The sequence below is a fragment of the Pseudomonas sp. B21-015 genome (assembly GCF_024749285.1).
Taxonomy (GTDB): domain Bacteria; phylum Pseudomonadota; class Gammaproteobacteria; order Pseudomonadales; family Pseudomonadaceae; genus Aquipseudomonas.
The window spans coordinates 5,102,274-5,127,469 of the sequence record NZ_CP087196.1 but is presented as its reverse complement, the minus strand read 5'-3'; the positions used below and the strand labels follow the sequence as shown (position 1 = coordinate 5,127,469).

Genomic DNA, 25,196 nt, shown 5'->3' with positions numbered 1-25,196 from the left:
TGGCGCCAGGGGGCAAAACCTGAGGGTGTCGCTTTATTGAAAGAAAAAGACAGAATCGCGGCGGATGTCAGCTGGCTAATACTTGATTCAGCAGCATTCCCTGGCTTTCCTGCGTTTCTCATTCGGTGACGCGATTGCATCCGGGTTTTTCTGGCGCATTAGCGACGTTATCATTCACGTCGATTTCTTTTGCGGACAGGAACCCATGACTCAAGAACCTAGCACCCTCTATGCCAAGCTGCTTGGTGAGACCGCATCTATTACCTGGAAAGAGTTGGAGCCATTCTTCGCCAAGGGTGCCCTATTGTGGGTCGATCCAGGCCTGGATTTGATCGCTGCGGCAGAGGCGGTAGCCACCGATGAAGGCGAGAAAGTGGCTGCCTGGCTGGCCGCCGACAAGGTCGCCAAGCTGTCTGAAACGCGGGCGCTGGATCTTTTCGAGCGCGATCCCGAACTGTGGGCCGTTGTTGTTTCGCCGTGGATTCTGATCCAGGAAAGAGCGACGAGCTGAGTGCTTGCACTTGATTGGTGCGCGGCGTTGCCGGTTAAAAGTGTGTAGGCGAGTAGCGTGATGGCATGTTGCCGTAGAGAAAGGCCACAGAAGGGTCTTGGCGAGGGTGACGTAAACGTAACGGGAACAGTTTATTGAGCAGCCGATTGGCTGCTTAATTGTTTCTGGATGTTGGGGTTTGTGGTGATTCTTATGCCGCCATCGCGGGCAAGCCCGCTCCCACAGGTACTGCGTTTTTTCAAAAGAGAACGCGGTCCTTGTGGGAGCGGGCTTGCCCGCGATTGGGTGCACCGCGGTTTAAGCGGTCTTGCCGGTGTGGTTATTAAGCGAAATAACCTTGGTCTTGCCAATCCGGTGACGATAGATCTCGCGCAGGTACTTGATCGCCTTTTTCACGCAATCCCGCGACAGGCGGATGTCGTTGATCGAGACGAACTTGTCCTTGTCGTTGATCAGCTCGCGGTACTTCTTCTCGTACATCGGTTTGATCGCGTACCAGTTGGTATCGAGGATCTTCGCCGGGTTTTCGAATTCGTTGAGTAGTTCGTCGATCCGGTCTTCGTCGAAGTCTTCATTGATGATGAAGTCCAGGATCGAGTTGTCCAGAGTCTCGTCGAAGCGGTACGGATTTTTCGCAAAGCAACGCTTGATGAAGGCCACGATCAGGGTCAGGAAGTCGTCCGACAGGCACGGGCTCTTGGCGATCAGGGTGGTCAGCGACAGGTTGGCCGAGGCGCCGATCACCAGCGCGTAACGCTTGAGCGTGGTGTTGGGGAACAGGCTGTTGAGGTGAGTCTTCAACCGGTTCAGGTCCATGTAGGACAGCTTGTAGTCTTTAGGCAACGAAACAATCGATACCACCGACGAGCAATTCTTGAAGAAGTGCAGGTCGTGCAACGCGGCCGCGTCGTAGCCCGAATTCTTGTACTGCTCCAGCGAAGCGCGATAGCGCTTGGACTCGATCGGCAACAGGCTGATGCCTTCGATCGCCTGGGTGACCTTGTTGAAGTGCGGCAGGTCGATGGAGCGGAAGAACAGGTCGTCGATGTTCAGGCGCTGCGGCTCTTTCTCGAACACCTTGAACTTGTCGCTGCTCGGCGGCGGGGTTTCCGGCACCACGGACTCGGCGTAAGCAATCGCCACCGGGCCGGCCAGGCTCATGAACAGGTCGTTGGCGTCCAGGCGAATGGTTTCGCCGATGTCGATGCCGGCGCGACGGAAATAGTTCTGGTCGTAGTCGGTGGTCACCGCCTGCGCTGTCAGAATGTTGAATATCTGCTGTGAGATGTACTGGTTGGCGTGCTTTTCCATGGCATTGACGTCAATGTTCTGGATGTTGCCGTCATCGCTTTCTTCGGCGTAGCGCATGATGTCGTTGGAGATCAGCATCATCGCGTTCCATGGGCGAATGCGCCCCATGACGCTGGCTTCGCTGCTGTCTTCGTTGGCGAAGTTGTAGGAGAAGTCCCATTCTTCCGACAGGTATTTGCACAGTAGGCGACCGGCGTTGATGTGCAGCGCCTCGGACATTTCACTGCGGTGATCGGAAATATTCGGCAGTACGCAAATGCCGCTGGTGAAGATCGGCTCGAAGACGAAGGAATGACCGCTCTTGCCGTCGTGCTCGTCCATCGGCTTGGTGTCGAACGTTTTGTTCATGTACGAGTGTTGCTGGGCCAGGCCGAATTCCGAGGCCATGCCCGAACCGGTACCGCCACCGGCGCTGAAGATCGAGAAATACAGGCGCGACTGGTTGGCCTTGATCCCGCAGCTGTCGATCAGGTACGAGTGAATCATTTTCCAGTCAGGGCTGGAGAACCGCTGGGTGTCCTTGTTCAGGATGATCTTGGCCAGGTACTGGCCGAGGATCGGCGCGTTACCGGCGCCACCGGCGTGGACTTCCGACAAGTCCATGATTTTCATTTTGCTGTAGTCACGCAGAAAGCCGCTTTTTTCTCCCTTGCGCGAGAAGCGGATGCGCCCGGCGATGTCCTTGTCCAGGTCGCCGAGCATCACCAGCGGTTCGACCAGGAACACCGGTTTGCTGGCCTTGTTCGACCCCAGGCGCAGGTTATTGCGAATCCACTGCGCCGGGCTGTAGCCCTTTTCGGCGTAGCGTTTGTCCGGCGACAGACGGTCTTCGCTGTTGAATTCGTTGAGGTAGAACTTGCGGGCGTTGTACACCAGCTCCGCCACGTCCAGCGCGATGTTCGAACCACAGCGGCCCAGGCCGATCAGGCACACCGACGGGAATTCCTGGTCGTTGTGCTGTTCGTTGTCACCTTCCAGATGGGGCGGGCGCGGGAACACCAGATCGCGCAGGCCGTCGAGGTTGTCGAGGATGCGGTCGGTATTGGTTTCGGTGAAGTACAGGTATTGCTGAGTCGCCAGTGGACGCGACGGGGTCAATGGCTTCGACGATGAGGGGCTGTTCGCCGCGGGGCTCAGGGTCAGATCGGATACCGCGGTGGCCGGATTATTTTTGGAAGTCATTTGCGCCATATACCTGGACTGGTCGGCTCGGCGACAAGTGTCATCGAGTCATCACGGAATGGGATCTCGCGTCTTTTTGCTGCGCGAATGTGGCCCAAGCGTCAGGGCCTTGGCCTGAGCATCGCTCGGGGGAATCCTTTCCTTAATCATGATGAGTCGGCCAATATTCGATGATCTTTAATCAAAGGGAGGCTAAATGATGGCAGCGTTACCTTCGCTGGGGTTGGCTCGATGCACCGGTGTCCGGCGGGGTGGTCGGCGCCGAGGCGGCAGACCTTGCGCGGGTGCGGCCGGTGTTGTTGACCCTTGGCCAGCGGGTGACCCACATGGGGGCCGTCGGCGCGGGGCAGGTGACCAAGGCCTGCAATCAGATGATTGTCGCCTGCAATGCCCTGGTCATTGCCGAAGTGGTGGCCCTGGCCGAGCGTTCCGGGGTCGATGCCCGCCTGATCGCCGAGGCGTTGGTCGGTGGTTTCGCCGATTCAAAACCGTTGCAGATTCTTGCGCCGCAAATGGCCGAGAGCCGCTTCGAACCGATGAAATGGCACGTACGCACGCTGCTCAAGGACCTCGACACCGCCGTGAAGTTTTCCCGCGAACAGGGTTCGGCCACGCCGATCAGCGGATTGGCCGCACAACTGATGCGCCTCCATGGGGGGCAGGGGTTTCTGGAGAAGGATCCGTCGACGCTAGTGCAGTTGTACCGCGAGCCAGACTCAACGGATTGACGGTGTGCGTGTGTTTGCGCTGGTTGATTTCGGCCAGCACCGGACGCAATTCAGCCAGCGGCACCGGACGGCTGAGCAGGTAGCCCTGAACGAAGTCGCAGCCGTGGCGTTCGAGAAAATCGTATTGCTCGAAAGTTTCGACGCCTTCGGTGACGACCTGCAAATGCAGGGTGTGGGCCATGACGATAATGGCCATGACGATTTCCATGTCCTGGGTGGCCTTGGGGATGTCCTGAATGAACGAGCGGTCGATCTTCAGCGTGTTCAATGGCAGGCGCCTGAGGTAGGCCAGGGATGAGTAGCCGGTGCCGAAGTCATCGATCGACAACGAAACCCCGAGGGCGCGAATCTGCCGCAGCAACACCAGGGTGTTGGTGATATTGCCCATCAGCGCGTTCTCGGTCACTTCCAGTTCCAGCCGCTGTGGTGCTACCCCGCAGATGCGCAGGGCGTGTTCGATTTCCTCGGCCAACTCTTCTCGCGCCAGGTTCAGGGGCGAGCAATTCACCGCGATTTTGAGGCCTTCGCAATCGTGGCGGGACAGCTCACCCAAGTCTTCGCAGGCCTTGCGCAGCACCCAGTTGTCCAGTTCGGCGATCAGGCCGTTGGCCTCGGCGATGGCGATGAACCGATCCGGCGTCAGTAATCCGTGAACCGGGTGTTGCCAGCGAATCAACGCTTCAAGTTTGGTGACCTGGCCGTTTTTGAGGTCATAGATGGGTTGGTAATACAGCATCAACCCGATGTTTTCGCGCAGGGCATAACGCAGTTCTTCTTCGAGTTGCAACTCCAGGGTGGCACGGGTTTTCAGGTTTGAACTGAAAAAATGCAGCGCGTTACGACCGCAGTCCTTGGACTGGTATAGCGCCAGATCGGCGTTCTTCAGCAATTCCTCGCAAGTCTTGCCATCTTCCGGAAACAGGCTGATGCCGATACTGGTAGTCATGACCATGCGCCGTCCGGACAACTCGATGGGTTCCTTCATTTTCAGCATGATGCGCTGGGCCATTTGCCGTGCTTCTTCGCGGTCGTACAGGCTGAAGAGGATGCAGAATTCGTCGCCTCCGAAGCGCGCCACCACGTCTTCATGGCTGCGTATCGAGGCCTTGATATGGCTGGCCAGGACTTTGAGCAGTTCGTCGCCGGCGTCATGGCCGAGGCTGTCATTGATCCGCTTGAAGTGGTCGATATCGAGGAACATCATCGCCAGCATGCCGCCTTCGTTGGTTTTCTCGATGAGCTTCTCGGCAAAGATCTGATTGAAGCCCCGGCGGTTGATCAGGTTGGTCAAGGGGTCGTAGTGCGCCACCTGTTGCAGCGACATGCGTGCCTGATCCAGTTGGCTGAGCAGGGCGTTGACCCGCTGCAGGTCGGACTCCTTGTGTTGCAGCTTCTTGTCCGCCAGCGCGGCACTGATGCTGCTGCCGATAATCAGCAGTGTGATCACCGCCACTGTCAATCCCAGTTGCAGGTGATTGTCGTCCTCGGGCAGTGGTTGAAGGCTGCCAGCGGGCAGCACCAGGCTGAGTGCCGCCATGCCGGTGAAATGCATGCTGACGATGCCGGCTCCGAGCACCAGGCTGGCGGTGTATTTGAGCAGTTGATGTAGCACACCGGCGCCATCGCGCAGGTGACTGGAAATCAACAGAGCGGCCAGGCTGGCACCGATGGCGATCACAATGGAAAGTGCGAACAAGAAGGGGTGGTAATAGACCCGCGCATTCGATCGCAGGGCGGCCATGCCAACGTAGTGCATGGTCGCGATGCCCAGGCCGATCCACACCGCGGCTTGCAGGTATCGTCGGAAACTCGGCTGAGGATGACTGAGGGTGTGCATGGCCAGCCACGAGGCGGTCAGGGCGAACAACAGCGAGAGCAGGGTGGTGGGCAGGTGGTAATGGATTTCGATCGGCGCCTGGAACGCCAGCATGCTGATGAAATGCATGGCCCAGATGCCGCCGGCCAGACACCCGGCGCCGACCCAGCGCCAGAGTCGCTGGGAGGCTGATTTTTCCACATGCCCGACCCGTTCGGTCATATCCAGCGTGGCAAAGCCGGCCGTGCAGGCGACCAGATAGGCCAGCAACACCAGAAAAGGGTTATGGGTGCAATCGAGTATGACCTGCCCGCTCTCTGGCAGCCCGGTCATGAAATGCAAACCCAGCCACTCCATAGCATGCCCCGTCTCTGATTCATCCTGGCCTGCGTCGTGCACGCGGGCGAATGCTTGCAGTATAGAGGCCATGCATGGAGCGCAAGGGGTGGTGGCACATTAGTGCCAATGCTTTTGGAATGGCTTTTAGAGCTATTGGAAATAAATTGTTGCATGGACCGCGCTGGCTGCCATGGATGGATATCAGCCTTACGAATAATGACAGACAGCGCTGGCGGGCCTGACTAGATTGACGGTTCCGGGCTCGAATGCGTTGGCAATGAAGCCCCAATAACAATAAAAGAGACGGACCCATGCAGAACTCGACCCAAGCGGCGAATGCCTGGCGCATTCTGTTCCTGTTGTTCCTGGCCAACCTGTTCAACTTCTTCGACCGCACGATCCCGGCCATCATCATCGAGCCGATCCGCATGGAGTGGCACCTCAGCGACTTTCAACTGGGGATCATCGGGACTGCATTCACCATCGTTTACGCCATTGCCGGCCTGCCTCTGGGGCGATTGGCCGATACCGGTTCGCGCAGCAAACTGATGGGCTGGGGCCTGGCGGCGTGGAGCGGGCTGACAGCGGTCAATGGGTTGGTGGGCAGTTTCTGGAGTTTCCTGATCGTGCGCATGGGCATCGGCATTGGTGAGGCCAGTTACGCGCCGGCCGCCAACTCGCTGATCGGCGATTTGTTCCCGGCTCACCGTCGGGCGCGGGCCATGGGTATTTTCATGCTCGGTTTGCCGCTGGGCCTGTTGTTGGCATTCTTCACCATTGGCGCGATGGTCAAGGCGTTCGACAGCTGGCGTGCGCCGTTCTTCATCGCGGCGGTGCCGGGGCTGATCCTGGCAGTCTTCATGTTCTTCATCAAAGAGCCGAAACGTGGCGCGGCAGAAAGCGTGCAAGTGTCTCAGGAGCGCGTGGACCGGCCGATCCGTCGGGTGCTGGCGGTGCCGACTTTCCTGTGGCTGGTGATGGCGGGGCTGTGCTTCAACTTCGCCACCTATGCCTGCAACTCGTTCCTGGTGCCGATGCTGCAGCGCTATTTCCTGATGCCGTTGCAGGAAGCGGCGGTGGCGACCGGGGTGATCGTCGGGGTGACCGGGTTGTTCGGCCTTACACTCGGCGGCTGGATTGCCGACAAGATTCATCAGCGGGTGGCCAATGGGCGACTGTTGTTCGCGGCGTTCAGCCTGGTCATTTCAACCTTGTGCACGGCCTGGGCGCTGCACGCCGGACGGATCGAGATCGGGGTGTTTGTCGCGGTGTTCAGCCTGGGTTGGTTGTTCGCCTACAACTTCTACACCTGTGTGTACACGGCGATTCAGGACGTGGTCGAACCGCGCCTGCGGGCCACGGCGATGGCGTTGTTCTTTGCCGGGTTGTACTTGCTGGGCGGTGGCTTGGGGCCGGTGGTGGTGGGCGGATTGTCTGATCATTTTGCGCACTTGGCCATGCTCTCGGCCGGCGCTGAGCAGATGACTGAAGCCTTCAAGGCTGTTGGTTTGCATGATGCGATGTATCTGATTCCGGTGGCATTGTTCTTTACGATGGTGTTTCTGTTTTTGGCATCGCGGTGTTTTGTGAGGGATGCCAAACGGATGAAGGAAGGGTTGGTGGCGGTGGCTGAGCCGCAGACTCCGGCGGTCACCGCGTAAATGATCGTTCCCACGCAGAGCGTGGGAACGATCAGCAGACAAAAAAAGGCCCGCATCGCTGCGGGCCTTCTTTTTAGCGGTGGAGCAGAGCGGATTAACCCGCCACCAGCACCCGAATCGCTTCCAGTCGCAGCGCCGCCTTGTCGAGCATGGCCAGGCCTTGCTCACGTTGCTTGCGCAGCGCAACCAGTTCGCTGTCACGTACGGTCGGGTTGACCGCTTGCAAGGCGGTCAGGCGTGCCAGTTCTTCGTCGGTATCCGCCGCCAGGCGACGTTGCGCCTCGGCCACGCGCTCGGCGTGACGCGGGGTGATCTTCTCTTCGCCGGCGTTGATCCGTGGCGTCAGCTGGTCGCGCTGGGCCTGGATGAACTTGTTGGCACTGGCGCGGGGCACGCTTTCCAGTTGATCGTTCAGGGTTTCGAACGACACCCGGGCCGACAGGTCATTGCCGTTGGCGTCGAGCAGGCAGCGCAGGGCGGCTGGCGGCAGGTAACGGCCCAGTTGCAGCGAACGCGGGGCAACCACTTCGCTGACGTAGAGCAGTTCCAGCAACACGGTGCCCGGTTTCAGCGCCTTGTTCTTGATCAGCGCCACGGCGGTGTTGCCCATCGAACCGGACAAGACCAGGTCCATGCCGCCCTGGACCATCGGGTGCTCCCAGGTGATGAACTGCATGTCTTCGCGAGACAACGCCTGGTTGCGGTCGTAGGTGATGGTCACGCCTTCGTCGTCGCCCAGCGGGAAGCTGGCGTCGAGCATTTTTTCGCTTGGCTTGAGGATCAGCGCGTTTTCCGAATGGTCTTCGCTGTCGATGCCGAAGGCGTCGAACAGGGTTTCCATGTAGATCGGCAGGGCGAACTGATCGTCCTGCTCGAGGATCGCCTCGACCAGCGCATCGCCTTCGCCCGCGCCGCCGGAGTTGAGTTCCAGCAAGCGGTCGCGACCGGTGTGCAGTTCGGCTTCGAGACGCTCACGCTCGGCGCGGGCTTCGTCGATCAGCGCTTGCCACTCGCCATCGTCGGCGTTTTCCAGCAGCGGCAGCAGGCGTGGGCCGAACTGATGCTGCAAGGCGTTACCGGTCGGGCAGGTGTTGAGGAACGCGTTCAGCGCTTCGTGGTACCACTGGAACAGCCGTTCTTGCGGGCTGGTCTCCAGGTACGGCACGTGCAGTTCGATGACGTGCTTCTGGCCGATCCGGTCGAGACGACCGATACGCTGCTCCAGCAGGTCCGGGTGCGACGGCAGGTCGAACAGTACCAGATGGTGCGAGAACTGGAAGTTGCGACCTTCACTGCCGATTTCCGAGCAGATCAGCACCTGAGCGCCGAATTCTTCGTCGGCGAAGTAGGCGGCGGCGCGGTCACGCTCGAGGATGTTCATGCCTTCGTGGAAGACCGTGGCCGGAATACCGGAACGTACGCGCAAGGCGTCTTCCAGGTCCATGGCGGTTTCGGCGTGGGCGCAGATCACCAGCACTTTGGTGCGTTTGAGCATTTTCAGCTGATCGATCAGCCACTCGACGCGCGGGTCGAACTTCCACCAGCGCTCTTCTTCGTTGGCGTCCGGCTGGGCCTGGAAGCTGACTTCCGGGTACAGCTCGGCGTGATCGCCCAGTGGCAGTTCGAGGTATTCGGCCGGGCACGGCAACGGGTACGGATGCAGTTTGCGCTCCGGGAAACCCTGCACGGCGGCGCGGGTGTTACGGAACAGCACGCGGCCGGTGCCGTGGCGGTCCAGCAGTTCGCGGACCAGACGAGCGCTGGCTTCGGTGTCGCCATCATTGACGGCGGTCAGCAGGGCTTCGCCTTCGTTGCCGAGGAAACCGTGGATGGTCTTGTGCGCTTCAGGCGACAGACGCCCTTTGTCCAGCAGCTCCTGAACGGCTTCGGCCACCGGGCGATAGTTTTCGCTCTCGGCGCGGAAGGCGTGCAGGTCATGGAAACGGTTCGGGTCGAGCAGGCGCAGACGGGCGAAGTGGCTGTCCTGACCCAGTTGTTCCGGGGTAGCGGTCAGCAGCAAGACGCCGGGAATGACTTCGGCCAGTTGCTCCACCAGGGAGTATTCAGGGCTGACCTGGTCTTCGTGCCACACCAGGTGGTGAGCTTCGTCGACCACCATCAGGTCCCAACCCGCTGCGAACAACGCGTCCTGGGCCTTTTCGTCTTCCACCAGCCACTCAAGTGCAACCAGCGCAAGCTGGGTGTCTTCGAACGGGTTGGCGGCATCGCTTTCGATGAAGCGTTCTTCGTCGAACAGGGCGACTTGCAGGTTGAAGCGGCGGCGCATTTCCACCAGCCACTGGTGCTGGAGGTTTTCCGGCACCAGGATCAGTACGCGGTTGGCGCGGCCCGAGAGCAGTTGGCGATGGATCACCAGACCGGCTTCGATGGTCTTGCCCAGGCCCACTTCGTCGGCCAGCAGAACCCGCGGCGCGATACGGTCGGCGACTTCACGGGCGATGTGCAACTGGTGCGCGATGGGTTGCGCCCGCACGCCGCCCAGGCCCCAAAGGGAGGACTGCAACTGGCGGCTGGTGTGTTCGAGGGTGTGATAACGCAGGGAGAACCAGGCCAGCGGGTCGATCTGGCCGGCGAACAGACGGTCGCTCGCCAGGCGGAACTGAATGAAGTTCGACAGCTGGGTTTCCGGCAGGGTAACCACTTCGTTTTGCGCGTTGAGGCCGTGGTAGACCAGCAGGCCGTCGACGTCGTCGACTTCTTGTACGGTCAGTTTCCAGCCTTCGAAGTGAGTGATCGAGTCACCCGGCGAAAACCGCACGCGGGTGAGGGGCGCATTCCGTAGCGCGTACTGGCGAGTGTCGCCAGTGGCCGGGTAGAGCACGGTCAACAAGCGGCCGTCCTGTGCCAGAACGGTGCCTAAACCCAGCTCGGCTTCGCTGTCACTGATCCAGCGTTGCCCCGGTTGATACTGCTGCGCCATGCTGCCTGACTCCCACCTTGAAAAAGCGGGCTATCTTAACGGAATGAGCCTTCAGGACCAAAGGATTACATGCGCTCGCCGATGGAGGATGCGAACTTTTCGGGAGATGAAGATCAAAAGATCGCAGACTGGGCCAGCTCCTACGGTGCCAGACGGATCACAAGTTTGCGACCGATGGCTCAAGTCGCCATCCCCGCAGCCGACAGCCTGCTGACAGGAGACTAAAAATATGCTGCCACCGATGCTCCCCTTGAGCGCCGTGCCGATCACTTCACAGCAGGATCCGATCCGCCAGCGCCCGGATATTCCGCCCGTGGTGCCGGTGCAGGAAAACTCCAACGAAAGCACCATCGACCTGCAAAAGCGCGATCCGGAAGAGGCGGGCCTGCAGCAGCGCGAGGAACAGCGTCGTCGGCAGGAACGGGAGCGGCGCCGTCGTGAGGCCGATGAAGATCCTGAAGAACACCTCGCGATTCCCGGAAATGAACTCAATGCCGACAACACCGTGCCGGTGGTGCCGTTGATGGAGAATCAGCCACGTCAGGGATTGTGGGTCGATATCGAGATCTGAAGTGTCGGATGACTGGTCAGCACCCGCGCCAGACCGCATTATTGGCACAATCCTGCCGCCTTTAGCCGGCAGCTGAATTCATTTCCAAGCGATGCACTGAACGCCATGAGCCAAGATGACAAGCTGATTGACCTCAACTCCGAACGTGCCAAACGGGTTCATGACCTTAATGAAAAACGCCTGAACGAAGTGCGCCAAGCGTTTGAGCAGGCCATGCCGCTGGGTAAAGCGAAGAAAAAGCCGAAGAACAAACCGAAAAAGCGTTGAAACACCCTGCATCGGTTGATGCAGGTCAGTTATTTCCCTTCCTTTACGCCCAGTCTTGGGCGGCATTGATCCCGGTCAATTTTTTCTCCTGCCCGATTGGTTAACTTAGCCCCATCGCAACAGGGCAAGTGCAGGAGGCCAGTCATGTTTTTCGACAACGTGGTGATCGCCGGAGTGCTGACAGTCGGCCTCATGGTTCTGTTTTTTGCCGGGTTTGGATTTTTCATCTGGAAGGATGCGCATAAGCGCAAGAAGCCGTAGGTCTTTCTGGAGCAATGAGCACGCAAGGCATTTTGGGCGACTTCGGTCGCCCTTTTTTTTGTCTGTGGTTTTCCGGGGTACACGATCAACTGTGGAGCGGGCTTGCCCGCGATAGCGATAGGTCTGTTACATCGATGTCGGATCTGCCGCCGTCATCGCGGGCAAGCCCGCTCCCACAGGGATCAGTGGTGTGATTGCAGCAATAAAAAAGGCGCGAACCTCACGGAACGCGCCTTTTTCAGTAGCGGTAGATCAGCTACCCAGTGCCTTCGATGCCAGCCAGAACAGGCCGGCCGACAGGGCCACGGTGGCTGGCAGGGTCAGGACCCAGGCCAGCAGGATGGTTCTGACAGTGCCGCCTTGCAGGCCGCTTTTGTTCGCGACCATGGTGCCGGCCACGCCTGAGGACAGAACGTGTGTGGTGGAAACCGGCAAGCTGAAGATGTTCGCCGCGCCGATCATGCACGCGGTGGTGATCTGCGCCGACATGCCTTGAGCGTAGGTCATGCCTTGCTTGCCGATCTTCTCGCCAATGGTCAGTACCACGCGTTTCCAGCCGACCATGGTACCCAGGCCGAGGGCCAGTGCGACCGCCAGAATCACCCAGAACGGGGCGTATTCGGTGGTGGTGGTCAGGTCCTTGCGCAGTTTGTCCAGGTCAGCCTTTTCACGGGCAGCGAGGCCTGGCAGCTTGGCGACTTTCTTCGCGGTGTCGTCCAGACAGAGCAGGTAGCGACGTACTTCGATGCGGCTTTCCGACGGCAACGAATGGTAGTCCGCTACACCTTTAAGGGTGCCAAGCAGCGCTGAAATGGTCGGTTCGGTCTGTTGCGGGTTGCAACGGAATTTCTCCGGCAGATCGCCTTTCACGCTTTTGCCCAGTGCCAGGAACTCACCCAGGGATTCGCGGTTGCGCTCGTAGAACTGGCTCAGGTGCAGGGTCGCATCGCGAGTCCGCTCGATCTGGTAGGTGGTACTGTTCAGGTCGAGGACGAACTGCGCCGGCACGATGCCGATCAGTACCAGCATGATCAGGCCGATACCTTTCTGGCCATCGTTCGAGCCGTGCACGAAACTGACCGCCATCGCCGAAATCACCAGCACCAGACGGTTCCAGAACGGCGGGTGTTTCTTGTCGTCGATCTTGCGGCGCTGTTCCGGTGTCTTGTGCATCTTGGACAGCGGACGCCACCATTTAAGGCCGATCAGCACCAGGGCTGCAATCAGGAAGCCGGCCATCGGCGAGAACACCAGGGACGCCCCGATATCGATCGCTTTCTGCCAGTTCACACCGTCGGCCAACGGAATGTCGTTGATCAGGGCGTTGGCCAGGCCAACCCCGAGGATCGAACCGATCAGCGTGTGGGAGCTGGAGGCCGGAATACCGAAGTACCAGGTGCCCAGGTTCCAGGTGATGGCGGCGGCGAGCAACGAGAACACCATGGCCAGTCCGTGACCGGTGTTCACATTGATCAGCAGTTCTACCGGCAGCAGATGGACGATGGCATACGCCACGCCCACACCGCCCAGCAATACGCCGAGGAAGTTGAACACACCGGAAAAGAACACCGCCAGATGAGGCGGCATGGCTTTGGTGTAGATAACAGTGGCCACCGCGTTTGCGGTGTCATGAAAGCCGTTGATGAACTCGAAGGCGAGGACAAAGGCCAGGGCGAGCAAGAGGCTCACAAGCACCCAAGCATCCAGTCCGCTGAATAAATCGATCATGAAGGTTTTCTGACCCGTTCGTAAGGGGGCGCGATTATGCCAGAAAAGACTGCTAATCGATGCACTAGCTGCTCGTCGGTAACATTCTTCAACGAATTAATTTGTGGCAATCCCCTAAGTCCCAGGCTTTTTCAGGGCTTTACAAGTCGTTGAATTTGCTTGGAAAGGCAGGAGCCACAAGGGTTTCGCTCGTCGGGGCGAGAGGCTTGGACGCTTGTGTGAAATATCTGAGAAGAGGGTCAGACATGAGCCATTTTCCTCATCCAATGGATGAGAGGAGCCGCCGCCCGCTTGTAGCGGGCGCGAAAAGCATCATCGATACAACCCGCTTTTAACGGGTGTAGACGCAGGCTCTTGAAAGGAATCAGGCCGAGGCAGTCATGGCTCTTCGGCTTTGAGTTCCTTTTCCATCTTCTGCAATTCCTGGGTGAAGGCCTGATCCTGAACGGTGGCGCGTTTACGCCAGGGTTTGCGTTCGGGTTCGGGCTGAGCGGCGTAAGTGGTGACTTCCCCGCCGTAAACTTCCTTGTAACGTTGTTCCTGGCGCTCAAGTTCTGCGCGCAGTTCGTCTTTCGTCACAGTGCTACCTGATTGAGTTGAGATTAATTCTGGTGAAACGCGCTGCATCGATCTATTGACCATGCTCGTAGAAAGGATAATGCCTGACACGGCATCATTCCCACGGCGCAATCAATACTTCCTTGTTGCAGGCGGCCACGGCACCAGAGAAAAACAGCTGACGTAGCATCAGTCTCCTGTTTCAGCGAGCGCGTTGGCGGAGCATATGAAATGAGCGTCAGGCGCTTGCTGCGGACAGCGGCAATGGATATTGCGCTGCCGGCTGGCGGATTCGGCACGTAAAAAACCGGTCGCCATTGAGATGCATTATAGCGGTCGATCCGAAGAACACTATCTCTCGAGAGTTAAAAGTAGTTCCTCATGTGTGATTGTTTTGTTGCTCCTAACTTTAGCAGTAACTACGGTGGGCTGATGCCAGTTGCTGCGGTGACATTCTGACGCCATTAAGCCGAACAAATTATTACATCGTCCTCCTTTAAGCCAGTGACCGAAAATAACAACCGTGTTGTGCGGCGAGTGAAAGCCGTGTGGCTCACCGTAAGCACTATCGATTGCGATTATCGGCCTGCGGTTCGATAATCGCCCAATGTTGGCGGCCGGTGACTTGTGTGCCAGACCGGCAGCCGCTTGTAATAGTCGCTGATCCGCGTGGGGAACAACCTGATATGAACGATCAAATGCGCAATTCCTTCGCTTCAGTAGCACCGCCGATCGTCGCCTCGCCCGCCAAGCGAATTCAGGCCCTGACCGGTGACCCGGATTTCATGACCTCCCTGGCTCGTGGCCTGGCGGTGGTGCAAGCGTTCCAGGAGCGCAAGCGGCACCTGACCATTGCACAGATCAGCCACCGTACGGAAATTCCCCGCGCCGCTGTGCGACGTTGCCTGCATACCCTGATCAAGCTCGGCTACGCCACCACCGACGGGCGCACCTATTCGCTGTTGCCCAAAGTCTTGACCCTGGGCCATGCCTATCTGTCGTCGACCCCGCTGGCGGTGTCTGCCCAGCCCTATCTGGACCGCATGAGCGAGCAACTGCACGAGGCCTGCAACATGGCCACCCTGGAAGGTGATGACATTTTGTACATCGCGCGCTCGGCGACCACCCAGCGGCTGATTTCCGTCGACCTCTCGGTGGGTGGACGCTTGCCGGCCTATTGCACCTCCATGGGCAGGATTCTTCTCGCCGCGCTGGACGACACGTCGTTGCGCGAGTATCTCGACCATGCCGAGCTGCAAGCCAAGACCAGTCGCACCTTGCATACTCCCGAGGCATTGCTCGAATGCCTGCAAGAGGTACGGCAACAAGGCTGGTGCATCGTCGATCAGGAACTGGAACAGGGGCTGCGCTCGATTGCCGTGCCGGTGTACGACGCTTCCGGCCAAGTGGTGGCGGCGCTGAACGTCAGCACCCATGCCGGCCGGGTCAGTCGCAGCGAGCTGGAGCAGCGTTTCCTGCCCGGCCTGCTAAGCGCCAGTCGTGATCTGAGCGCGCAACTCTTTGCCTAAGCTGTTCGATAAACGCACAGAGTCGCGTTTATCGAATTGACGCTCTTTCCCTTGGATCATTAATGTCGCGGCAGCGTCATCCGGCACTGTTGGCCTTCAGTCAGTCGCCGGATCACGGCCCAATAATAATGAGAAGAGGCATCATCATGCGCTCGTTACCCGACTGCCGCTGTTCCCTCCGGCTCAGCTGCCGAAACCGAATCGCCTGATCCCCGACCTCCTTTTCTTGTGACAGCGTCAGCCTCGGCTGGCACCTGTTCGACTGCGTTCTTTGCGTGGGATAAAAATAATGAACCAGCCTCAGTCTGCTGTAGGAAACTGCCTCGACGTGCAGTCCTTCATTAACGCTCAACCCATTTCGCGCTACCAATGGCGGGTGGTGATCCTGTGTTTCCTGATTGTCTTCCTCGATGGCCTCGACACTGCGGCCATGGGTTTTATCGCGCCGGCACTGTCCCAGGACTGGGGCATCGACCGCGCCAGTCTCGGTCCGGTGATGAGTGCGGCGCTGATCGGCATGGTCTTTGGTGCCTTGGGTTCCGGCCCGTTGGCTGACCGCTTCGGGCGAAAAGTCGTACTGGTGGGCGCGGTGCTGTTGTTCGGCGCGTTCAGCCTGGCGTCGGCCTACAGCACCAATGTCGATCAACTGCTGGTACTGCGCTTTCTCACCGGCCTGGGCCTGGGCGCCGGCATGCCGAACGCCACCACGCTGCTGTCCGAATACACACCGGAGCGCAAGAAGTCCCTGCTGGTGACCAGCATGTTCTGCGGCTTCAACCTCGGCATGGCCGGGGGCGGGTTCATCTCGGCCAAACTGATTCCGGCCTTCGGCTGGCACAGTCTGTTGATGATCGGCGGGATTCTGCCGCTGATCCTCGCCGTCGTATTGCTGTTCTGGTTGCCGGAATCGGCACGTTACCTGGTGGTGCGCAATCGCGGCACCGACAAAGTGCGCAAGGCCCTGGCGCCGATCGACCCGACGGTGGTGGCCCAGGCTTCGAGCTTCAGTGTGCCGGAACAGAAAACCGTGAAGGCGCGCAATGTGTTTGCGGTGATCTTCTCCGGCACTTACAGCACCGGCACGTTGTTGCTGTGGCTGACGTACTTCATGGGGCTGGTGATCGTTTACCTGCTGACCAGTTGGCTGCCGACGCTGATGCGTGACAGCGGCGCGAGCATGGAGCAGGCCGCATTCATTGGTGCGCTGTTCCAGTTCGGTGGGGTGTTGAGCGCAGTGGGTGTGGGCTGGGCGATGGACCGGTTCAATCCGCACAAGGTCATCGGCATTTTCTACTTATTCGCCGGGGTGTTTGCCTACGCGGTAGGGCAGAGCCTGGGCAACATCACATTGCTGGCGACCTTGGTGCTGGTGGCCGGGATGTGTGTCAACGGCGCGCAATCGGCGATGCCGTCGCTGGCGGCGCGGTTTTACCCGACTCAAGGGCGGGCGACCGGTGTGTCGTGGATGCTCGGGATTGGCCGTTTCGGCGCGATCCTCGGTGCGTGGATGGGCGCAACGTTGCTGGGCCTGGGCTGGAACTTCGAGCAGGTGCTGACGGCGCTGGTGATTCCGGCCGCGTTGGCGACCACGGCGGTGGTGATCAAGGGCATGGTCAGTCATGCGGACGCGACCTGAGGACAACTTTCAAGATTGTTGTTGAGTTTGCCGGCCCCATCGCGGGCAAGCCCGCTCCCGCAAGGATTGCGCATCAACCTGTGGGAGCGGGCTTGCCCGCGATGCTTTTAGTGATCGATAGCCAGACAACAATATGTTCGATAAACGAACGCTTAGTCGATTATCGGATTGTTTGGGTTTTTCCAGGGGCTTAATCTTCAGTCATTCCGGCGCTGCGCATCGCGCCTTTTTCTACCACTGTCGGTTGATAAAAAAACGGGAGCCTGCCCCATGGCTGAAATCCTTTCGCTGCATGACGCGGTGAAGCAGTTCGTCAACGACGGCGATACCGTCGCGCTCGAAGGCTTCACTCACTTGATTCCTACGGCGGCGGGTCACGAAATCATTCGCCAGGGCAAGAAAGACCTGACCCTGGTGCGGATGACGCCTGACTTGATCTACGACCAATTGATCGGTGCCGGTTGTGCTCGCAAGCTGATTTTCTCCTGGGGCGGTAACCCGGGCGTGGGCTCGCTGCACCGTCTGCGTGATGCGGTCGAGAAGCAGTGGCCGCATGCGCTGGAAATCGAAGAGCACAGCCATGCCGACCTGGCCAATGCCTACGTCGCGGGTGCTTCGGGCCTGCCGTTCGCGGTGTTGCGTGCCTACGCCGGTTCCGACCTGCCGAAGGTCAACCCGCTGATCAAAACCGTCACGTGCCCGTTCACCGGCGAAGTGCTGGCAGCGGTGCCGTCGGTGCGCCCGGACATCACCGTGATTCACGCGCAGAAAGCCGACCGTCAAGGCAATGTGCTGCTCTGGGGCATTCTCGGCGTGCAGAAAGAAGCGGCGCTGGCCGCCAAGCGCTGCATCGTCACTGTTGAAGAAATCGTCGACGACCTCAACGCACCGATGAATTCCTGTGTGCTGCCGACCTGGGCCTTGAGCGCGGTCTGCCACGTCCCTGGCGGCGCGCATCCGTCCTACGCTCACGGCTACAACGAGCGTGACAACCGTTTCTACCAGGCCTGGGACCCGATTGCCCGCGACCGTGAAACCTTCACCGCGTGGATCAACGAGTACATCCACGGTTGCGCTGACTTCAGTGAGTTCCAGGCCAAGCTGGCCGCTGCTTCGGAGGCCAAGTAATGACTTACACCACCAATGAAATGATGACCGTCGCCGCCGCCCGCCGTCTGAAAAACGGTTCGGTGTGTTTCGTCGGCATCGGCCTGCCGTCGAAAGCCGCCAACCTGGCGCGTCTGACTTCCTCGCCGGATGTAGTCCTGATCTATGAATCGGGTCCGATCGGTGCCAAGCCGAGTGTATTGCCGCTGTCGATCGGTGACGGTGAACTGGCGGAAACCGCCGACACCGTCGTCCCGACCGGTGAGATTTTTCGCTACTGGTTGCAGGGCGGGCGTATCGACGTCGGTTTTCTCGGTGCCGCGCAAGTCGACCGCTTCGGTAACATCAACACCACAGTGGTGGGCGACTACCATCAGCCGAAAGTTCGCCTGCCGGGTGCCGGTGGCGCGCCGGAGATCGCCGGTTCCGCCAAGAGCGTGCTGATCATCCTCAAGCAGTCGGCGCGCTCCTTTGTCGACAAACTCGATTTCATCACCTCGGTAGGCCATGGCGAGGGCGGGGACTCACGCAAGCGTCTCGGCCTGCCGGGCGCCGGTCCTGTCGGCATTATTACCGACCTGTGCATCATGGAACCCGAAGCGGATACTCATGAATTCGTGGTGACCGCGCTGCACCCAGGCGTGACCCGCGAGCAAGTGATTGCGGCCACCGGCTGGGCGATTCGCTTCGCCGATCAGGTGGAAAACACCGCCGAGCCAACCGATGTCGAGCTGACCGCGCTGCGCGATCTGGAAGCCCGCACCGCTGCGGCCCACGGCCAAGCACCCGGAGAAGCCTGATGCGTGACGTTTATATCTGCGACGCGATTCGCACCCCCATCGGCCGTTTCGGCGGTGGCCTGTCGGCGGTCCGCGCTGATGACTTGGCCGCCGTGCCGATCAAAGCGCTGATGGAACGCAACCGGTCGGTGGACTGGAGCGCGGTGGACGAGGTGTTCCTCGGCTGCGCCAACCAGGCCGGCGAAGACAACCGCAACGTGGCACGCATGGCGTTGTTGCTGGCGGGGCTGCCGGAAACCATTCCGGGCGTTACCCTCAATCGGCTGTGCGCTTCGGGCATGGATGCGATCGGCACCGCGTTTCGGGCCATCGCCAGCGGCGAGATGGAGCTGGCGATTGCTGGCGGCGTCGAGTCGATGTCCCGCGCACCGTTCGTGATGGGCAAGGCCGACGCGGCGTTTTCACGCAACATGAAGCTGGAAGACACCACCATCGGTTGGCGCTTCATCAATCCGTTGATGAAAGCCCAATATGGCGTCGATGCGATGCCGCAGACCGCCGATAACGTGGCCGACGATTACGAAGTTTCTCGCGAGGATCAGGACGCTTTCGCCCTGCGCAGTCAACAACGCACGGCCGTCGCGCAAGCCGCAGGATTTTTCGCCGAAGAAATAGTGGAAGTGCGCATTGCCCACAAGAAGGGTGAAACAGTGGTCAGCCAGGACGAACATCCGCGTGCCGACACAACGCTCGACACCCTGGCCAAACTCAAACCGGTCAATGGCCCGGACAAAACCGTCACTGCCGGTAATGCTTCCGGTGTGAATGACGGTGCGGCGGCGCTGATTCTGGCCTCGGCCGAAGCCGTGAAGAAACATGGCCTGACGGCCCGCGCCAAAGTGCTCGGCATGGCCAGCGCCGGAGTCGCACCACGGGTGATGGGCATCGGCCCGGTGCCGGCGGTGCGTAAATTGACCGAGCGTCTGGGCCTGGCGGTCAGCGATTTCGACGTGATCGAACTCAACGAAGCTTTCGCCAGCCAGGGTTTGGCCGTGCTGCGTGAACTGGGATTGGCGGATGACGCGGCCCAGGTCAACCCGAACGGTGGCGCCATTGCCTTGGGCCATCCGCTGGGCATGAGCGGTGCACGCCTTGTTCTGACTGCGCTGCATCAACTGGAAAAAACCGGTGGCAAGAAAGGTCTGGCGACCATGTGCGTCGGTGTCGGCCAGGGGCTGGCCTTGGCGATTGAACGGGTCTGACACGCTTGGCTGTGAATAAGTAGCGTCGACTAATAAGAACAGAGGAAAGCGCAATGACTGACAAACCTGGTTACCGTCGCCCACAGGCGGGCACTCAGCCGGAATACCTGCACCCTCCTTATCAATCCACCAACCTTCGCTCGCCGTCCAAGCCGTTGGTGTTTTTGCCTCATTCGCTGTCGGAAATCACCGGGCCGACCATCGGCGCCGAGCGTATTCAGGAGCGGGACAACGACCTGACTGCCCAGCACTCGGGCGAGCCGTTGGGTGAGCGGATCATCATCCACGGCCGTGTGCTGGATGAAAACGGTCTGCCGGTGCCGGGGATTCTGGTGGAGATCTGGCAGGCCAACGCCGCCGGTCGTTACAACCATGCCCGCGACCTGCACGACGCGCCGCTGGACCCGAACTTCACCGGCACCGGCCGCACCGTGACCGACGCCGATGGTTGGTATCAGTTCCAGACCATCAAGCCAGGCGCCTATCCGTGGGGCAACCACCACAATGCCTGGCGTCCGGCGCACATCCATTTCTCACTGTTCGGGCCGAGTATTCTGACGCGCCTGGTGACCCAGATGTATTTCCCGGGCGACCCGTTGCTGGCCTACGACCCGATCTACAACTGCGTGCCCGATACCAGCGCCAAAGAACGCCTTATCGCCAGTTTCGACCTGGAAAAAACCATTCCTTCCTACGCCCTCGGTTATCGCTGGGACATCGTCTTGCGCGGCCGCGATGCCACGCCGATGGAGAAATAAGATGACGCTGAACGCGACCACGTCCCACACCGTCGGGCCGTATTACCACATCGGCTTGACCTGGCTGAACCGCGAAGACCTGACCGTTGCACAAACCCTTGGCGAGCGCGTGGCGATCACCGGGCAAGTCGTCGATGGCAATGGCGACTTCGTCAACGACGCCATGCTGGAAGTCTGGCAGGCCAACGCCGCCGGCAAATACGACCATCCCGAAGACGATCAGGACAAACCCCTGGACCCGAACTTCGAAGGGTTTGGTCGGGTGCCGGTGGATGCAGAAGGGCGCTTCCGCTTCACCACGATCAAGCCGGGCACGGTGGAAGGCTTGAAGGGCTCGACCCAGGCGCCACACCTGGTGGTGCTGGTGTTTGCTCGCGGGTTGGTGAAGCACTTGCTGACGCGGATTTACTTTGATGGCGAACCGGCCAACGTCGCGGATCCACTGCTGGAGTGCGTGCCTGCCGAACGCCGCAGTACGTTGCTGGCGAAGCAGGATGCTGCGGGTGTTTATCAGTGGAATGTGATTTTGCAGGGGACGGATGCGGAGACGGTGTTCTTCGATTATTGAGAACACCCAACCCCCTGTGGGAGCGAGCCTGCTCGCGATTGCGGTGAGTCATTCAGCATTGATGGTACTGATACGCCGCTTTCGCGAGCAGGCTCGCTCCCACAGGGGATCTGCGTCGCTAATGCATTTGCGGAACGGGACTGTTGCTAGATGTGTCTAGACTCTCACGGTCCCCAGAAGAGTAAAAAAACAATGACTACTCTCACAGCTCTCTACACCCGTGAAGAACGCAACAAAAGGATCTTTGCGATTGTCGGCGCCTCGTCCGGCAATCTGGTCGAGTGGTTCGACTTTTACGTCTACGCCTTCTGCGCGATCTATTTCGCACCGGCGTTTTTCCCCTCCGACAACCCCACGGTGCAGCTGGTGAACACGGCGGGCGTATTCGCTGCCGGGTTCCTGATGCGGCCCATCGGCGGCTGGATCTTCGGTCGGTTGGCGGACAAACACGGACGCAAGAATTCGATGTTGATCTCGATTCTGATGATGTGCTTCGGCTCTTTGCTCATTGCCTGCCTGCCGACCTACAACAGCATCGGTGTCTGGGCGCCGATCCTGCTGCTGTTCGCGCGCCTGCTGCAGGGCTTGTCGGTGGGCGGCGAATACGGCACCACCGCCACCTATATGAGCGAAGTCGCCCTCAAGGGCCAGCGCGGGTTCTTCGCGTCGTTCCAGTACGTGACGCTGATTGGTGGGCAGTTGCTGGCGGTGTCGCTGGTGGTGATCCTGCAACAGTTCCTCAGCGAGGATGAATTGCGTGCCTATGGCTGGCGAATTCCGTTCGTGGTCGGGGCGGCCGCTGCGTTGGTTTCGTTGTTCCTGCGTCGTGCGCTCAAGGAAACCAGCAGCAAGGAAATGCGCGAAAACAAAGACGCCGGCAGCATCGGTGCACTGTTCCGTGATCACAAGGCTGCGTTCATCACCGTGCTGGGCTACACCGCCGGTGGCTCGCTGATTTTCTACACCTTCACCACGTACATGCAGAAGTACCTGGTGAACACCGCCGGCATGCACGCCAAAACCGCCAGCTACATCATGACCGGCGCGCTGTTCCTTTACATGTGCGTGCAACCGTTCTTCGGCATGCTCGCCGACAAGATCGGCCGGCGCAATTCGATGCTCTGGTTCGGCGCCCTCGGCACGTTGTGCACCGTACCGATCCTGTTGAGCCTGAAAAGTGTCAGCAGTCCGTTCCTGGCCTTTGTGTTGATTACTCTGGCGCTGGCGATCGTGAGTTTCTACACCTCGATCAGCGGTCTGGTGAAAGCCGAAATGTTCCCGCCAGAGGTGCGCGCCTTGGGCGTCGGTCTGGCGTATGCGGTGGCCAATGCAATTTTCGGCGGTTCGGCGGAGTATGTGGCGCTGAGCCTTAAAGCCGGAGGCATGGAAAACTCGTTCTACTGGTACGTGACGGTGATGATGGCGGTCGCGTTCCTGTTCAGCTTGCGCCTGCCGAAACAGGCGAAGTATTTGCAAAACGACCTTTGATCTTTACGCGGGGGCCTCACTGACCCTCGCCTGCAAGGACTGTTTATGAACCAGCGACCGGGCAATCAATTGTTCGATGCCTACTTCACGGCACGGGACATGCGTGAGGTGTTCTGCGATCAGGGCCGGGTTCAGGCCATGCTTGATTTCGAAGCCGCACTGGCCCGGGCCGAGGCGCGGGTCGGCCTGATTCCGCAGACGGCTGTTGCGTCTATCGAAGCGGCCTGCCTCGCTGAACATTACGACTTCGTCGCGCTCGGCGAGGCGATTGCCACAGCGGGCAATTCGGCGATTCCTTTGGTCAAGGCACTGGGCAAGCAGATCGCCAGGAGCGATGCCGAAGCCGAGCGCTACGTGCATCTGGGCGCGACCAGCCAGGACGTGATGGACACCGGCCTGGTGTTGCAACTGCGCCGCGCACTGGAACTGATCGAAGCTGATCTGGCGCAACTGGGGGAAACCCTCGCCACCCAGGCCTGGCGTTACGTCGCCACGCCGCTGGCCGGGCGCACCTGGTTGCAGCACGCGACGCCGGTCACCCTCGGCATGAAAATCGCCGGTTGGCTGGGCGCGGTGACCCGCAGTCGCCAGCGCCTGCTGGAACTCAAACCGCGCCTGCTGGTGCTGCAATTCGGTGGCGCCTCCGGCACCCTCGCGGCGCTCGGTGAGCAGGCGATGCCGATTGCCAAAGCCTTGGCCACAGAACTGCAACTGACCTTGCCGGAACAACCCTGGCACACCCAGCGTGATCGTCTGGTGGAATTCGGCGCGGTGCTGGGGTTGATCGCCGGCAGCCTCGGCAAACTCGGCCGCGACATCAGCCTGTTGATGCAGACCGAAGCCGGCGAAGTGTTCGAACCGTCGGCGCCGGGCAAGGGCGGTTCCTCGACCATGCCGCACAAACGCAACCCGGTGGGTGCGGCGGTGCTGATCGGTGCGGCGACGCGGGTGCCGGGTTTGCTCTCGACCTTGTTCAGCGCTATGCCCCAGGAGCACGAGCGCAGCCTGGGCCTGTGGCATGCCGAATGGGAAACCCTGCCGGAGATCTGCTGTTTGGTGTCGGGCAGCCTGCAGCAAGCGCTGTTGGTGGCCGACGGACTGGAAGTGGACGCGATGCGCATGACGCGCAACCTCGACCTGACCCAAGGCCTGGTGCTGGCCGAAGCCGTGAGCATCGTCCTGGCGCAACGGGTCGGTCGCGACACCGCGCACCATGTGCTGGAGCAATGCTGCAAGCGCGCAGTGGCTGAACAACGGCATCTGCGCGCGGTACTCGGCGAGGAGCCGCAGGTGACTGCCGAGTTGTCGGACGCGGAACTCGATCGTCTGTTGGACCCCGCCCATTACCTCGGTCAGGCCCATACCTGGGTCGAGCGAGCGGTGGCTGAACATTTTGCGTTGATAGCCTGAAGGAGACTGCTGTGGCATTCGTACAACTCGCCGAGGGCGAACTGCACTACCAAATTCAAGGGCCGCAACTCGATGGACCGGCGGATGCGCCGGTGCTGGTGTTGTCCAACTCACTGGGCACCGACCTGCACATGTGGGACGCGCAGATCCCGGCGTTCACCGAACATTTTCGCGTGCTGCGTTTCGACACCCGTGGTCACGGCAAATCATTGGTGACACCAGGGCCGTACAGCATCGAGCAACTGGGCCGCGACGTGCTGGCGCTGCTGGATGCGTTGCACATCGAGCGCGCGCATTTCTGTGGTCTGTCCATGGGCGGGTTGATCGGTCAGTGGCTGGGGATCAATGCCGGTCAGCGATTGAACAAACTGATCGTGTGCAACACCGCGGCAAAAATCGGCGATCCGACGGTGTGGAATCCACGGATCGAAACCGTGCTGCGTGACGGCGCGGCGGCGATGGTTGCCCTGCGCGATGCGTCGATTGCGCGCTGGTTCACCCCAGATTTTTCCGAGGCCAATCCGGCAGTGGCGAAGCAGATTACCGACATGCTCGCGGCGACTTCACCTGAAGGTTACGCAGCCAATTGCGCGGCGGTGCGCGATGCCGACTTCCGCGATCAGTTGGCCTCGATTCAGGTGCCGCTGCTGGTGATCGCCGGCACTGAAGACGCTGTCACGCCGCCGTCCGGTGGGCATTTCATTCAGGAACACGTGCGGGGCGCCGAGTACGCCGAGTTCTACGCCGCGCACCTGTCCAACGTCCAGGCCGGCGCTGCGTTCAGCGACCGAGTGCTGGCGTTTTTGTCAGCTCATTGAGGGGAT

General features: G+C 60.0%; 20 protein-coding genes and 1 pseudogene. 16 read left to right on the top strand and 5 right to left on the bottom strand.

Annotated elements, in window-relative coordinates; translation table 11 throughout:
• Positions 1-205: 205 nt before the first annotated feature.
• Positions 206-511 carry a DUF2288 domain-containing protein gene (locus tag LOY38_RS23400; protein WP_033059033.1) on the top strand — a complete coding sequence of 102 codons (306 nt, stop codon included), beginning with the start codon at positions 206-208 and terminating at the stop codon, positions 509-511.
• Between the two features lie 297 nt (positions 512-808).
• On the opposite strand, the gene LOY38_RS23395 is transcribed toward LOY38_RS23400, so the two are convergent.
• A complete protein-coding gene (locus LOY38_RS23395; protein WP_258697247.1) occupies positions 809-3,004 on the bottom strand; it encodes a hypothetical protein in 2,196 nt (731 codons plus the stop codon).
• A gap of 224 nt (positions 3,005-3,228) precedes the next feature.
• Here LOY38_RS23395 and LOY38_RS23390 point away from each other — a divergent pair.
• Positions 3,229-3,732, top strand: a pseudogene (locus LOY38_RS23390) (NAD(P)-dependent oxidoreductase); the annotation flags it as partial.
• Here the strand turns inward: LOY38_RS23390 and LOY38_RS23385 are convergent.
• Positions 3,623-5,905 (bottom strand): bifunctional diguanylate cyclase/phosphodiesterase, encoded by a 2,283-nt coding sequence (locus LOY38_RS23385; protein ID WP_258700783.1) that lies wholly within the window; start codon positions 5,903-5,905, stop codon positions 3,623-3,625. The pseudogene LOY38_RS23390 and the gene LOY38_RS23385 overlap by 110 nt on opposite strands.
• 293 nt (positions 5,906-6,198) lie before the next feature.
• Between LOY38_RS23385 and LOY38_RS23380 the strand changes: the two genes are divergently transcribed.
• Complete coding sequence (locus LOY38_RS23380) at positions 6,199-7,548, top strand: MFS transporter (protein ID WP_258697246.1); 1,350 nt, start codon at positions 6,199-6,201, stop codon at positions 7,546-7,548.
• Positions 7,549-7,642: 94 nt separating this feature from the next.
• On the opposite strand, the gene rapA is transcribed toward LOY38_RS23380, so the two are convergent.
• Positions 7,643-10,489 carry an RNA polymerase-associated protein RapA gene (gene rapA / locus LOY38_RS23375; protein WP_258697245.1) on the bottom strand — a complete coding sequence of 949 codons (2,847 nt, stop codon included), beginning with the start codon at positions 10,487-10,489 and terminating at the stop codon, positions 7,643-7,645.
• 229 nt (positions 10,490-10,718) lie between these two features.
• Here rapA and LOY38_RS23370 point away from each other — a divergent pair, with 229 nt between their 5' ends.
• The 3 genes from LOY38_RS23370 (at position 10,719) to ccoM (ending at position 11,588) form a co-directional block, all read left to right on the top strand.
• Positions 10,719-11,060, top strand: a complete 342-nt coding sequence (locus LOY38_RS23370) for an aspartate-semialdehyde dehydrogenase (protein WP_258697244.1) — start codon at positions 10,719-10,721, stop codon at positions 11,058-11,060.
• A 105-nt stretch (positions 11,061-11,165) separates the two neighbouring features.
• Positions 11,166-11,327 carry a hypothetical protein gene (locus LOY38_RS23365; RefSeq protein ID WP_007935839.1) on the top strand — a complete coding sequence of 54 codons (162 nt, stop codon included), beginning with the start codon at positions 11,166-11,168 and terminating at the stop codon, positions 11,325-11,327.
• Between the two features lie 144 nt (positions 11,328-11,471).
• Positions 11,472-11,588 carry a cytochrome c oxidase subunit CcoM gene (gene ccoM, locus LOY38_RS30220; protein ID WP_007926603.1) on the top strand — a complete coding sequence of 39 codons (117 nt, stop codon included), beginning with the start codon at positions 11,472-11,474 and terminating at the stop codon, positions 11,586-11,588.
• A 252-nt stretch (positions 11,589-11,840) separates the two neighbouring features.
• Here ccoM and LOY38_RS23360 read toward each other — a convergent pair whose 3' ends face one another.
• Positions 11,841-13,316, bottom strand: a complete 1,476-nt coding sequence (locus LOY38_RS23360) for an inorganic phosphate transporter (RefSeq protein WP_007903847.1) — start codon at positions 13,314-13,316, stop codon at positions 11,841-11,843.
• 378 nt (positions 13,317-13,694) lie between these two features.
• Positions 13,695-13,895 carry a hypothetical protein gene (locus LOY38_RS23355; protein ID WP_007935837.1) on the bottom strand — a complete coding sequence of 67 codons (201 nt, stop codon included), beginning with the start codon at positions 13,893-13,895 and terminating at the stop codon, positions 13,695-13,697.
• Positions 13,896-14,560: 665 nt separating this feature from the next.
• Here LOY38_RS23355 and pcaR point away from each other — a divergent pair.
• From pcaR to pcaD, 10 genes are all read left to right on the top strand, one after another.
• Positions 14,561-15,403: a pca regulon transcriptional regulator PcaR gene (gene pcaR, locus LOY38_RS23350; RefSeq protein WP_007903845.1), complete on the top strand. Its 843-nt coding sequence runs from the start codon at positions 14,561-14,563 to the stop codon at positions 15,401-15,403.
• A 289-nt stretch (positions 15,404-15,692) separates the two neighbouring features.
• A complete protein-coding gene (locus LOY38_RS23345) occupies positions 15,693-17,039 on the top strand; it encodes an MFS transporter (protein ID WP_095054391.1) in 1,347 nt (448 codons plus the stop codon).
• Between the two features lie 270 nt (positions 17,040-17,309).
• Positions 17,310-18,167 (top strand): CoA transferase subunit A, encoded by an 858-nt coding sequence (locus LOY38_RS23340; RefSeq protein ID WP_258697243.1) that lies wholly within the window; start codon positions 17,310-17,312, stop codon positions 18,165-18,167.
• Positions 18,167-18,946 carry a CoA-transferase subunit beta gene (locus LOY38_RS23335; RefSeq protein WP_008005876.1) on the top strand — a complete coding sequence of 260 codons (780 nt, stop codon included), beginning with the start codon at positions 18,167-18,169 and terminating at the stop codon, positions 18,944-18,946. The genes LOY38_RS23340 and LOY38_RS23335 overlap by 1 nt, the downstream gene beginning before the upstream one ends.
• Positions 18,943-20,148, top strand: a complete 1,206-nt coding sequence (gene pcaF / locus LOY38_RS23330; protein WP_258700782.1) for a 3-oxoadipyl-CoA thiolase — start codon at positions 18,943-18,945, stop codon at positions 20,146-20,148. The genes LOY38_RS23335 and pcaF overlap by 4 nt, the downstream gene beginning before the upstream one ends.
• A gap of 53 nt (positions 20,149-20,201) precedes the next feature.
• Complete coding sequence (gene pcaH / locus LOY38_RS23325) at positions 20,202-20,906, top strand: protocatechuate 3,4-dioxygenase subunit beta (RefSeq protein WP_258697242.1); 705 nt, start codon at positions 20,202-20,204, stop codon at positions 20,904-20,906.
• Between the two features lies 1 nt (position 20,907).
• Entirely contained in the window at positions 20,908-21,474 is a 567-nt protein-coding gene (pcaG, locus tag LOY38_RS23320) for a protocatechuate 3,4-dioxygenase subunit alpha (protein ID WP_258697241.1), read from the top strand.
• 192 nt (positions 21,475-21,666) lie between these two features.
• Positions 21,667-22,962 (top strand): MFS family transporter, encoded by a 1,296-nt coding sequence (locus LOY38_RS23315; protein WP_258697240.1) that lies wholly within the window; start codon positions 21,667-21,669, stop codon positions 22,960-22,962.
• A 45-nt stretch (positions 22,963-23,007) separates the two neighbouring features.
• Positions 23,008-24,372 carry a 3-carboxy-cis,cis-muconate cycloisomerase gene (locus LOY38_RS23310; protein WP_258697239.1) on the top strand — a complete coding sequence of 455 codons (1,365 nt, stop codon included), beginning with the start codon at positions 23,008-23,010 and terminating at the stop codon, positions 24,370-24,372.
• 11 nt (positions 24,373-24,383) lie between these two features.
• Positions 24,384-25,190, top strand: coding sequence for a 3-oxoadipate enol-lactonase (pcaD, locus tag LOY38_RS23305; RefSeq protein WP_258697238.1), 807 nt, complete (start codon positions 24,384-24,386; stop codon positions 25,188-25,190).
• The last annotated feature ends 6 nt before the right edge of the window (positions 25,191-25,196 follow it).